The 11,746-nt window shown below is 64.3% G+C and carries 11 protein-coding genes; 5 read left to right on the top strand and 6 right to left on the bottom strand.

The features are described 5' to 3' along the window. Window positions 1-72: 72 nt before the first annotated feature. The 3 genes from AC2D8W_RS03325 to AC2D8W_RS03315 form a co-directional block, all read right to left on the bottom strand. Window positions 73-1,470: an AAA family ATPase gene (locus AC2D8W_RS03325; RefSeq protein WP_484670317.1), complete on the bottom strand. Its 1,398-nt coding sequence runs from the start codon at window positions 1,468-1,470 to the stop codon at window positions 73-75. A gap of 188 nt (window positions 1,471-1,658) precedes the next feature. Further along, window positions 1,659-2,408: a class I SAM-dependent methyltransferase gene (locus AC2D8W_RS03320; RefSeq protein WP_484670316.1), complete on the bottom strand. Its 750-nt coding sequence runs from the start codon at window positions 2,406-2,408 to the stop codon at window positions 1,659-1,661. Further along, window positions 2,408-3,379 (bottom strand): glycosyltransferase family 2 protein, encoded by a 972-nt coding sequence (locus AC2D8W_RS03315; RefSeq protein ID WP_484670315.1) that lies wholly within the window; start codon window positions 3,377-3,379, stop codon window positions 2,408-2,410. The genes AC2D8W_RS03320 and AC2D8W_RS03315 overlap by 1 nt, the downstream gene beginning before the upstream one ends. 162 nt (window positions 3,380-3,541) lie before the next feature. On the opposite strand from AC2D8W_RS03315, the gene AC2D8W_RS03310 reads away from it, so the two are divergent. Continuing rightward, the gene (locus AC2D8W_RS03310) at window positions 3,542-4,504 is read left to right on the top strand and encodes a glycosyltransferase family 2 protein (RefSeq protein ID WP_484670314.1); all 963 of its coding nucleotides are present in this window, start codon (window positions 3,542-3,544) and stop codon (window positions 4,502-4,504) included. Here AC2D8W_RS03310 and AC2D8W_RS03305 read toward each other — a convergent pair. Beyond that, window positions 4,385-6,148, bottom strand: a complete 1,764-nt coding sequence (locus AC2D8W_RS03305) for an O-antigen ligase family protein (RefSeq protein ID WP_484670313.1) — start codon at window positions 6,146-6,148, stop codon at window positions 4,385-4,387. The genes AC2D8W_RS03310 and AC2D8W_RS03305 overlap by 120 nt on opposite strands. Window positions 6,149-6,371: 223 nt before the next feature. Here AC2D8W_RS03305 and AC2D8W_RS03300 point away from each other — a divergent pair, with 223 nt between their 5' ends. Further along, window positions 6,372-7,505, top strand: a complete 1,134-nt coding sequence (locus tag AC2D8W_RS03300) for a right-handed parallel beta-helix repeat-containing protein (protein WP_484670312.1) — start codon at window positions 6,372-6,374, stop codon at window positions 7,503-7,505. A gap of 20 nt (window positions 7,506-7,525) precedes the next feature. On the opposite strand, the gene AC2D8W_RS03295 is transcribed toward AC2D8W_RS03300, so the two are convergent. Together AC2D8W_RS03295 and AC2D8W_RS03290 are read right to left on the bottom strand one after the other, a co-directional pair. Beyond that, window positions 7,526-8,017 (bottom strand): glycosyltransferase, encoded by a 492-nt coding sequence (locus AC2D8W_RS03295; RefSeq protein WP_484670311.1) that lies wholly within the window; start codon window positions 8,015-8,017, stop codon window positions 7,526-7,528. Beyond that, window positions 8,014-8,517 (bottom strand): hypothetical protein, encoded by a 504-nt coding sequence (locus AC2D8W_RS03290; RefSeq protein WP_484670310.1) that lies wholly within the window; start codon window positions 8,515-8,517, stop codon window positions 8,014-8,016. Before AC2D8W_RS03290 ends, AC2D8W_RS03295 begins: the two co-directional genes overlap by 4 nt. A gap of 181 nt (window positions 8,518-8,698) precedes the next feature. On the opposite strand from AC2D8W_RS03290, the gene AC2D8W_RS03285 reads away from it, so the two are divergent. The 3 genes from AC2D8W_RS03285 to AC2D8W_RS03275 all read left to right on the top strand — a co-directional run bounded on the left by AC2D8W_RS03285 (window position 8,699) and on the right by AC2D8W_RS03275 (window position 11,744). Beyond that, entirely contained in the window at window positions 8,699-9,598 is a 900-nt protein-coding gene (locus AC2D8W_RS03285; protein ID WP_484670309.1) for a hypothetical protein, read from the top strand. Between the two features lie 230 nt (window positions 9,599-9,828). Further along, entirely contained in the window at window positions 9,829-10,851 is a 1,023-nt protein-coding gene (locus AC2D8W_RS03280; RefSeq protein ID WP_484670308.1) for a hypothetical protein, read from the top strand. A 17-nt stretch (window positions 10,852-10,868) separates the two neighbouring features. Next, window positions 10,869-11,744, top strand: a complete 876-nt coding sequence (locus AC2D8W_RS03275; protein WP_484670307.1) for an SLBB domain-containing protein — start codon at window positions 10,869-10,871, stop codon at window positions 11,742-11,744. Window positions 11,745-11,746: the final 2 nt, after the last annotated feature.

The raw sequence follows: 11,746 nt of genomic DNA, 5'->3' as shown, positions 1-11,746 counted from the left end.
CGCAAGTTCCGAGAATCGGGGCCCATGAGCCAAGCTCCTGGGCCCCTTTCCTTTTAGGGTGACGGCGGCGAGCTACTCGGCGCCGGAGGCGGCCCGGCCGGCGGGCATCGCGGTGGGCGAAAACTCCTGTTGCGCCGCGCCGAACCAGAGGTAGGCGGGCACGCCGTCGTCCGTGAACCGGTACTGCGGGCCGAACCCCGCGTTCCGCGACTCGAGCAGCTCGCGATCCTCGGCAAGGCGCAGGAGGAGCTTGCGCGCGCGCTGGGCTTCCTCGGGACGGGTCGCCACGCGATCCACCTCGTCTATCTCGAAAGCGCCGCCGACCGAAAGCGACGCCCGCGCCAGTAGCGTCAGCGCGTCGGCCTCGTCCTTGAGGATCTTGTCGATCGTTTTCTGCGTCGGCTTGTTGATGCGCAGCGCCACCTCGTCGAGTGCGCGGCCGACCGCCTCTGCAACATCGCGCGACGAGATCTTCGTCCTGCGATCCTCAAGGGCTATGAGCCCGGCGTGCTGCGCGAGCAGGCTGGCGATGTAGGGCGACCCGTATGCCGCTCGGGTCACAAAGTCACGGGCCAGCTTGTCGAACGACACGCCGGCGACACGCTCGCCGTTGGCGATCAGCTCGTGGATCTCCTCGTCAAGCATCAGCGGAACGCGCATGACGAGGATGTTCCGCCGGATCGAGGGGATGTGCTCAATCAGGTCGGTCACGTCGGCCGCCACACCGGCCACGACCAGCTGCACGCGCAGGAGCCGGTCGGAAAGAACCTTGATCAACTCGGCGATGTCGCGCCGGAAGCGAGCCGATTCCGCGCGATCGAATTCATCGAGGACGATCAGCACTCGGGTCCCGGTGATCCGCGCACACAGTTCGCCGAAGAGGCGCGGCGTGATTTCAGCGTTGGGCAACAGGTCGGCCAGCGCGAAGCCGCCTTCCGCCTCGGAGGCGGTGGGGCGAACACTGCTGTGGAAGCGGAGCGGGATTTCCGCGGCCACCGCGCGGAAGGTCTCGTCAAAGGCCGAAGCGGAGCCGCAGGAGGTGTAGATTACGATATAGCGGGCCTCTCGCGCCACTTCGGAGAGCATGTGCAGCAGCGACGTCTTGCCGATGCCGCGGTCCCCGTAGATGACCAAGTGGAGGCGCTGGTCCTCGATCGAACGGATCATCCTCGTGAGGAATTCCTGCCGGCCGGCGAACATCCGTTGATCGAGTACGGGCTGCGAAGGCGTGAAGGCGTTGCGAAGCTTGATGCGGATGGCGCCCGAGGCGTCGCCGCCCCGTCGATCCAGCTGATCGACTGCAGTCGCGCGAAATCGTGGAAGCTTGGCCGGGCGCTCGGTCTCACGGATCGGTTCGGCGCGGAGGGGCGCCGGGGCCTGACGGCCTTCGACCTCGGCGGGGCCAGGCGCCGGGACGGGTGACGTCCTCTTTCCCTTGCCCCAAAAACGCAGTCCGCTGAACTTCGCCACGGATCAGAGCCTCCACCAGTGCAGCGTCGTATTTTCCGGACCCAATCGCATACCCATAAACCTTTAACTATCCGTGCCGAGCCGGCGGTGGCAGCCCCAACGTCGAGATACGGCCAGGGCTCTGCGAAGGATGTTCATTTCACCCCCCTCGTGCTCGACCATTGCGGTTTAGATTAGGCGTTCGGATCTCAAGCTCGCGTCGCGATGAAGAGCACTTCGCCGGGGATCAAGCCGTACTGCACGACCTCCGGCCCGATCGGCGAGAAGCACGTCACTCGAAATCCCGCGGCCTCGAAGTCCTTCCGGACCGATCCGCCGAAGCGGCGAAGGTGATTTTCCTTGCCGAAGTGCAGCCCACGGTCGCGTTCGCTCTGCACCGCTGAATTCTCGTAGTGCTCCGACCACGCCTCGACGACGGGGAACATGGCCAGCAGCTTCCCGCCGTCCTTCAGGATGCGCCGAAGCTCGCGCAGCGCCTTGATGTGGTCGACGTGTTCCAGGACGTGAGAGCAGACGATCAGGTCCCAGGATTCATCGGGTTGATCGATGGCCTCGATGTTCAGTTTGAGGTCGACGCCCTTTGCGAAGAGGTCGGCGGTCGTATAGCGCCCCACCATCGGCTGGAGCACGGCGCGCACGCTATCCTCGGGCGCGAAATGCAGCAGAGACTTATCGGGGCCGGCGAGCCCTTCGCGATCGATAGCGAGCTTGAGCAGTCGATTGCGAGTGTTCGATCCGCATGCGGGACAGACCGCATCGTAGACAAAGATGTCCGGGAAGTGGATCTCGGCGTAGAACTTCCCGCGATAGCCGCAGAGCACGCAGGTTCTGGGTTCGTAGCCGAACACCCGCGGGGCCAGCTTTCCCAGCAGGCTCGCCGTGCGCGCGAAGTTCCACGCCCTCGGAAAACGTTCTTTGAGGAAGGACTTCGCCGTCATCATTTGGCTCCAGATAGCACGTCAGATGGCAGTGCCGGACGCCCTGCGCCAGCCCGCGTCAGCCAGTTGGGTTTATGGCGCTCGTTGGTGAGGCCCGCCGCCCAACCCTGCAAGGCGAAGGCCAACTGACGAACGGCCCCCGCCTTCCCGTAGCGGATCGTCAGATGCGTCAGGGCAATCAGCGCGGTCAAGGGCAGAAGCAGCGGACGGAGGTCACGGGTCAGCAGGAGACGGTTCCGCTCCTGCAGGTAGACGGAGAGCTTCGAACGGCCCCGGATCGGGCCGCCCGCGCCCGTGGACGTGCCGTGCCGATGCAGCACCACGGCGTCTGGCGCATAGCCCAGCCTTTCGCCCATGGCCTGGCCACGCAGGCACCATTCGACCTCTTCACAATAGAGGAAGTAGTCCTCGCGCATGAGGCCAACCCGCTCGACATAGCCTTGACCGACCAGCATCGAGGCGCCGACGACATAGTTGATCCTGCCTTCGAGCTGCTCCGGGTTTGTGGCCCGTGTGCGCGGCTTGCCGCTGTCGATCGAGACGGCGAGCGCCCCGAGGGCTCGCCACAACCCTCCGCGGCTCGCCAGGTTGCCCGACGTCAGGACCAGGTCGTGGCCTACCATCGCGACGTCCCCACGACGCAGCCGTTCGACCATGTGGGCGAGCGCGTCCGGCTCAGGCAGGGTGTCCGGGTTCAGCACCCAATAGGCCTCGGCCCGACCCGCGTATCGCAGGCAGGCGTTCACGCCGCCCGCGAAACCCGGGTTGTCGAGCGGCGGGAGGAGGTTGATGCGTTGCCCGCCTGGCAGGCGCTCCGGCAGTGCGGCCGCCATCGCGGACCACGCGTCCTCACCCCCGTTCTCACAGATGACGACCTCGAAGTCCGTGTAGGTCGAGACCTCGAGGGCGCGCAGGCACTGCTTCACATCGTCGAGCGTGCGGAACGAGACAATCAGCACGGAAATGGTCATCAAGCTGCCCGCTGTCCGATGGGTGTCACCCGTCGCCCCCCTGTAGCCCAGTCGACGACTGCGCAGACTGGGCGATGCCTCGTGCCAATCCGTTAATGCGTCTAGGCGATGTGTACGCTAACGGATCACCCAGGTTTGGCTTTTCGTGGGGCAGGTGTGTTGATGTTGGACGAGGAGCTCAAAGCAAGTTCGCCGGCCTCCGTGGATGCCGGCGCAATGTCCGCCCGCGAGCCGGGCCTCGTATCGGTGATCATCCCGACCTACAACCGCGCACGCACTCTGCCGCGCGCGATCGCGAGTGTGCTAGGCCAGAGCTACACCAACCTCGAACTGCTCGTGATGGATGACGGGTCGAAGGACGAGACCCCCCAGTTGGTGGCTGCCATAAAGGATCCGCGCGTCGTCTATGTCCGGCTGGAGGGGAACCGCGGCGCCTCGCGGGCGCGCAACGCCGGCCTGAAGCTCGCACGGGGCGAGTTCATCGCATTCCAGGACAGCGACGACGAGTGGCTCATGGACAAGCTGGCCACCCAGGTCGCGGCGGCCACTTCAGCGCCGCCTGGACCGGTGACCGTCTTCCACACCAAGATACAGTACGGACGCGACGAGAAGTCCCGCTACGGGCCCAATCGAGTCTGCTGCATTCCGGCCATCGAGAACCCTGAGAGCGCCGACTTCAAGCGTTTGATCAACAAAGAGAACCTGATCAGCACCCAGACGCTGCTCATCAACCGTGAGGCGCTTGAGCTTGTGGGGCCATTCGATGAGTTGTTGGTGAACAACAACGACTGGTCATTCGCGATCGAGCTTCTGTACAAGACCCACGTAGTCTTCATCAACGAGCCGCTGGTGATGACCTACCTGCAGAACGACAGCATCTCGAAAATCCGCCGTGGCGGCGTGCGCTCGCAGATCCGTATCGTGCAGCGTCTGCGTCGCTACGGTGAGATCGAGCCGGCCGTCGTGGCGGCCCACCTTGGCCGGATCGGCTGGGGTCTGGCAAAGCTAGGCAACCCGGGCCTTGCGCGCCGTCTGCTTGTCAGAGCTCTGACGATCAGCCCTTTCGCGCTGAAGAACTGGGCCCGGTTCGTGGTGAGCTTCGGCCTGAGCGGTCGCCGCGCGTAGCTTTGCGCGGTGCTGTCGCCGCCAGCGGATGGCGACGACCATCCCGAACATCAGGAACAGGACCGAGTGGATGTCCGCCTGTCCGAAGACCCACTTGATGATCAGGATTTCGGACAAGCAGACCGCGATTGGCATCAGCAACAGATGCTCGCGGTCGTCGTCCTGACGCGCCTCCTCGCTGATCGAGCCCATGCCCGCGTAGTAGAGGATCAGCAGAACCAGGCCGAAGAAGGCAATGAGTCCCGCGACGCCGTACTCCAGTCCGATGACGATGTAGTAGTTGTCCACCGCGACAAAGGCGCCTTCCGCATAGCCCATCGAGTCGCCGGCTTGGCCGGCGCCGTTGCCGAACGGGTTCTTGAAGAAGCGCGGCAGCGCCATCTCTAGCTGTTGGGAGCGAGCCTCCGTGCTCGCCTTCTGCGCTCCGCCACCCATCAGCATCACGTAGAGGCGCCGGTTCGTCAGGCTGGCGACGAGCACCGTCACGAAGATGAAGGGATAGGCCAGCACGAGGGCTGGTCCGATCAGATCATTGCGCGCGCGCCGCCACCGCTGAAGGCTCCAGATCAGCACGTAGCTCAGGAACGAGATGAGCATGCCCACCACGCCCAAGCGAGACCCAGACAGCTGGATGCAGTAGAAGGCGATCCCGATCATTACGACGCAGGCGACCCGCACGAGCATGCTCCGGCTGGTGGCGGCGAAGTGAATGAAGAAGGGCGTGACGATCGCCATGTATTCGGCGAGCCCCAGGGGCGTGGAGAACGTCGCCTTCGCCCGATAGATCCCATCGGCGCTGCGCATGTTCGCACGGAGGAAGTCGATTCCATCGGCGGCCTTCAGCCAGCTCGGCACGATCTCTGCCCACAGCACGTGCTGCACCCGCGACTCCGGAATGGTCATCATCGCGAGCGGGACCGCCAACCAGCAGAGCAGCACGATGAACCGCCTGATCGAGCCCTGGGTCCGGAACACATAGACGCTGAGGAAGAACACCACGGTCCAGCTCATCTGCTGGATGATGGCCTTCTGCGCGCTCGCCGCGATGGCGTTGGACAGCGGCAAGGTCAGGAACTGTATGGCGGCGAAGGCCAGGACGAACTGCCACACCCCGGGAGACGACTTCAGCGTCTCCAGGATGTCGGCCCGCAACTGCCGCGACGAGGAGAGGCAGACCAGGAACGTCACGGCCATGGGGATGCCGATCAGGCGCTGGATTGTAATCCACGGCAGCCCAGGAAGAGCTATGGCCAAATAGTTTGGCCAGAGCACAAGGCCCACAAGGAACGCAAACAGCAGCGCTTCGGCGAACTTGATCGGCACAGTGCGCTGATTGGGCAGCGCCCAGATGACCAGCATGCCCAGAAGGGCAACCGGCGCGAGAAACTCGGTTATCAGATAGGGCGCGGTGAGGGCGAAGAAGAAGCCATAGACGAGGCAGAAGCCGACCAATCCGACCAGCAGCACCGCGATGGCGACATAGCGCCAGAGCCCGTGGTGCTGCATGTACGGCTTGAGAGCTTGGGCGGGTCGCTGGAACCATGGCCAGCGTGTCAGATAGACGAGCCACTGAAGGGCGAGCTGCAGCACCTCCAGCGCGGGCGGCGGCAACCGCAACCCAACTCGCCACCGACCGATCTGCATCTTCACAAGTTCCCGGGAGCCGCGCTCGACGTTCGATGGCGGCTTCTTCGCATATAGAAGGCGAAGTAGAAAACGCGGCCCTAAGAACCCCCGCAATCAACCAACTGCCGAAACGGCGTGGTAACCGCTGGCGAGCAATCTCTCCCCTCAGGGGCGAACGGTTGAGCTGCGACCCGTTCTATGCAACGCAACACAGCCTAGCTTGCGCGGGAAGGGACTGTACATGGCCGAGGTACTCGTCGCCGACCGCGGCGCGCTTGTGGCCGCGCTGAAGACGGCATCGGAAGGCGATGTCATCCGGCTTGCAGCTGGCGACTACGGCGACCTCACTCTGAAGAACATGGCGTTCACCAACGTCACGATCACATCGGCCGACCCCGGCGCCACGGCACAGTTCGCCCGCCTACAGCTCACGTCGGTGAGCGGCCTGACATTCACGAACCTCGAGATCGAGGTGGCCGCGGGAACCAAGGGCATCGAGGTCATCGGCTCCACGAACATCGTCCTGGACAACCTCGACGTCCATGGCGTGATCGGCGGGGGCGCCATAGGCGAGGGCAACGGCCTGCATGTGCGCAATAGCGCTCACGTTAGGATCAGCAACTCTGACTTCTATGACCTCACGCAAGGCTTGTCGCACCTCGACAGCTCAAACCTGCTGATCACTTACAACACCTTTTCGGAAATCCGGTTCGACGGCATCCGAGGGGGCGGCTCATCCTACGTTGACGTCATCGGCAACTTCTTCACCAACTTCGCCAGGGTGGGCGAAGAGCATCCGGACGCCATCCAGTTCTGGACGACCAACACGAAGACGGTCGCCCACCATATCAACATTGCCGGCAACATCTATGTCCGCGGGGAGGGCACCTACGCTCAGGGAATCTTCTTGAAGGACGAGACTCGTCAGCTTCCCTACGAGAACGTGTCCATTCATCAGAATGCTATCATCGGCGGCGCTTACAATGGCATCGCCATCACCGGCGGCAACGGCGCCGACGTCAGCGACAACCTCGTAGTCGGCTATCCGGAGATGCGATCCTGGATCCGGATCGAAAGTGCGCGCAACATCCTGCTGGACAACAACAGCGTCGACTCGTTCCTGTTTCGTAGCAACGGCGAGGGGATCGTCCAAACGAACACGACGGATGTGGGCGTCGCAGATGTGGGTGACAATCGGATCCTGTTTGCCTGGCTCGACCAGAACCAGGACGCTCCCGTGCACTGGGAGGCCCTCGCGCGCTTCCTGGGCTACCAGCGTCCCGGCGAGGTGATCGAGATGGGGCCGCCGTCCATCACGCCGCCGGAGATCCACCTAGGGCAGGGCTTCATCCTCTTCGGAGGCGACATCTTTTAGGGGCGCGGGCGCCCTATGCGTCACGAGTTCGTTGCGTCCCGGATATAGGATCTGATCCGCGCGACGAACTCCGGCGGCGCCGACGCGGACATGGGTTCGAGCGCGCGGTCATCAGCCAAGGCGCCTTGCACGGCCTGCGCCAACTCGTCCTCGTCGAAGGCCACGCGGACGCCTGGACGCTGCATCAACCAACGCGCGGTCGCCATCTGGTGATCTGTGTTGTGTTCGCCTTGTTCGAAGCGCCGAGGAAACAAGACGATCGGCTTGGCGAATTCCAGCGCCGACAGCACACTTCCCATGCCGGCGTGCGCCACGATCAGTCTGGCCGACCGCGCGACCTGCACGAACTCGCCTCGCGGAAGCATCCGCACATGCCTCATGTTGACGGGCTTGTAGGCGCCGTCCCCGGTCTGGGCGAGGAACTCCTCCCCCGGCAGGCCCAGGGCGATCTGATCCATCGCCCTGACGAAACGATCGAAGGGATAGAGTGAGCCGATGGTAACGAAGATCATATGACGGAGCCCCAGTAGCGCGGCCCGTCCGGGCCCGAGAGTTCCGGCCATTGCGTCAGCCATTCGTGCGCCACGTAGCGAGCCTGACGCCCCGACGACGACAGCCGCTCACAGTTCGCGATGCTGTCGATCCAGATGGTGCGCGCGTTGCCCAGCAAGCGCGCGACGGCAATGGCGATCAGGCCCGGCAGCGCGCCGGTGGTGATCACCACAGTCGGGCGCTCTTTGAGGATAATGAATGCGAGGCGCGCGGCGACGATCGGCAACCGGATGATGTTCTGGCGCGTGATGTCGGGGACGACGTAATACCTCTCGCCGGCCAGTTCGACGCCGTAGTCCTCGAAGACGCTGACATACGCCGCGTCAAGCCCCTCGAAAGCCGCTCTCAGCCGCCGAAGCTGGATCCAGTGGCCGCCGCCTGAGGCGACAGCCAGAATCCGCGGAACGCGTCGCTCTGCCATGGTTACTTCCCGGACCTCGCCGCGTTCGGCTTTGACCACCCGCACATTGCGGCGACAAGAGCCGGTGTCACGTTGGCATTTGGTTAAGCAGCGCGGGGTGATCTTCGCCTTGCACCGTGCCCGCCTTGTGGGCTTTAAGGTTCACGATCCGATGGCCGCTCATTCGTGCGGGCTGATGTTAACCTGGCCGTGACGCCGCCTCATTTGAGCAGAGGGATTGATGCTGACTTCGCGAACCGTGGCTGCGCTCGCCGTTTGCCTGCTGATATCGGCTTGCGGCGATAAGGAACCGAAGGGCCAGGTGGCCGCCACGGTCGATGGCAAAGAAATCACCATGCTCGAACTCAAGGACGAGCTCGGTGATTTCCGGGCCCCCGACGCCAAGACGCGCCGGGAAGCTGAGCGGGCCGCTCTGCAGCAGATCGTCAACCGCAAGATCCTCGCCGAGGCTGCCCGCGAGAAGAAAATTGACAAGCGTCCGGAGTTTGCGCGCCAGGAAATCAGGCTCGAAGAGGCTCTTCTTGTCCAGAGCTGGCAGCAGGATATCGTCAAGGCGGTGCCGGCGCCGAGCCGCGAAGAGATCGACAAGTTTATCGCTGAACATCCGGACCTCTACGCCCAGCGCAAGGTCTTCCTGACCCAGCAGATCCGCTTCGCGCGTCCCCAAGACGCCGCGTTCTTGGATTTGCTGCGGCCGATCAAGACGGTCGATGAGCTGATTGCTCTTCTGCAGTCGCGCAACATCCCGTTCCAGCGCGGGAACCAGGCGGTCGATGCCCTCAGGATCGATCCCCAAATGACAGCCCAGATCATGAAGCTGCCGCCGGGCGAGTTGTTCGTCGTGCCCAGCGGCGCGAACCTGGCCGTGACCCAGATCCTCGAGACCCGCGTCGCGCCCGTGCCCAACAACGTCGCCTCTCAGCACGCCTCGCAGTATCTGCAGAGCACGCGCGCCAGGGAAGCCGTGACACGGGCCTTCCAGCAACAGCTCGCGGCTTCGGCCGACAAGGTTAAGTATAATGCGGCATATGGCTCCCCGCCGACGAAGGGAGCTCCCGCAGCCAAAGCAGGCGCCCCGGCCACGAAGGCGCCGGCGGCGCCTGCCAAGGCGCCTCAATGAGCCGACCCCGGCGACCGATCGATATTGGAGCGCTGAGCCGAACGGTCATGCTGGCTGGAGGAGTGGCTGCCTCGGGCGTCTCCGCCGCCGTGGCGCAACCCTCGTTGCAGGCGTCGCCTTCCGCGGGTCGGAGTTTCACGGCGGAAGCTACCGTGCGGGCGAGGTACGACACGGATGTCGGGCGCGGTGACCTGACGCGTCCGACGGACGTCTCCGGGCAGACCGAAGACATGGTGTACTCGCCATCGCTGTCCGCGCGTGGATCCTTTCCATTCGGGCGCAGCGTGCTCTTCCTGTCGGGGTCGGCCGGCTATGAGTTCTACCAGCGGAACAGTGACCTCAACAGCGAGCGCATCCAGGTTCAGGCGGGCTCGTCGTTTGTGGCCCAGCGCTGCGTCGCCACGCCGACGGCTTCCTACTCTCGCCGCCGAAGCAATACGGAAGACCTGGACGAAGTGCCGGACCAGGTTACGGGTAGGAACATCCAGACGATCTACGCATACGGCATCTCCCTTGGCTGCTCGCTAGGAGTGGGCTTCGGGCAGTCGTTGTCGCTGCAGAGGTCCGGCATCAAGGGCTCCTCGGACTTTACGGCGGAGTCCCAGACCACGACGCTATCGGCCGCCGTTGGCTATAGTAACCGGGTCCTCGGGTCGCTCTCCGCCGTCGGCTCGTACGCCAAGACCGAGAACGACCAACCCCCGACCGTGCCCGCTTTTGTGGCCCAAGGGTTCGAGCTCTACACCGTCGGAGTTCAGTATGAGCGACCCATCGGCGCTCGCCTGACGGGCCGGGCGTCGCTGCAGTACTCCAGGACCGAGGTGGCGAGCACCCTTACGCCCTCGACCACCGAAAACGGGCTGGTTTGGGATGTCGGGCTGGCTTACCGGGCCAGTTCGCGCCTGCAGGCCAACGTCTCGTACCGCCGCAGCATTACCCCTTCCACACGACCCGGCGTCAACTTCGGCCGGGACGAGTTCGCGCAGGGGCAGGTGACCTACTCTCCAAATCGACGAATTGGCGTGACTCTCGGCGCCAACCTGCTACGCCGCAAGTCGAGCGTGGATGCTGCGGCGATGGCGCTTGCGCCGAGCGAGGAAGAGATTGCGGCGGTCTTTGCCGCCGGGACGCTGCAGCTGGGAGACAAATCATCGCTCTCGCTGGATGTGCGACATGAGGATAGACAATCGACGCTGGCCGAAGCTGACTACACGGCTGATCGTATCAGCCTAACCGCTCGACGCCGGTTCTGACTCCATGAGGATGCGTAATGAGTAGGCCTCTTCTCGCCCTGCTGGCCCTCTTCACGGCGGCCATATTGCCCATGGCCGCCGTGGCGCAGGCGCCGCCGCCGGCCACACCGCAGCCTCCCGCTGCGGGCGCTCCGCCCGCGGCCACCGGCGAGGTGGTCGCCGAAGGTCCTGTGGCAAGCACCGCGGATCCTTCCTTCGTCCTCGGCCCGGGCGACGTGATCGCCGTTGGCGTTATCGGGCGCACCGAGTTCAATGCACGTGTTCGCGTCGGCAACGATGGAAACGTGCTGCTCCCGTTGCTCGGCAGCATGCCCGCGGCCGGTCGAACCGTCCCGCAGCTGGCGGAGGAATTGCGCGACCGCCTCGCGAAGGGCGGATTCTTCTCCGACCCGGTCGTGCGCGTCGACCTCGCAGGCGTCGCCAGCCGCTATGTCACCGTGCTTGGCTCCGTCGGGCAGCCGGGCCTCGTCCCGCTCGATCGGAACTACGTGCTGTCCGAACTCCTGGCGAGGGTTGGGGGGCGGACGGCGACGGGCGCGGATTACATCATCGTGACCAAGGCTGACGGCGCTTCGAAGCGCTTCCGGATTGATTCACTCGCCACCGGCAGCGGTCCCGACATCGACCCGGTGCTCGAGCGGGGTGACAAGATATTCATTCCTCCGGCGGAAAATGAAGTGATCTACGTCAACGGCCAGGTGAGGGCGCCCGGTTCGTTTTCCGTGCTGCCGGGCATGACCGTTCGCATCGCCATCGCGCGAGCAGGAGGGGTCAATGAGACTGGGAGCGAGAAGAAGGTGAAGCTCGTGCGAGAAGGCAAGACGGTCAAGGTCAAGCCCGACGATCCCGTGATGCCGGGCGACGTGCTGACCGTTGGCGAGCGGCTCTTCTGAAC

The organism is Phenylobacterium sp. T106 (assembly GCF_057219735.1).
This window is presented reverse-complemented; position numbering and strand designations above follow the sequence as displayed.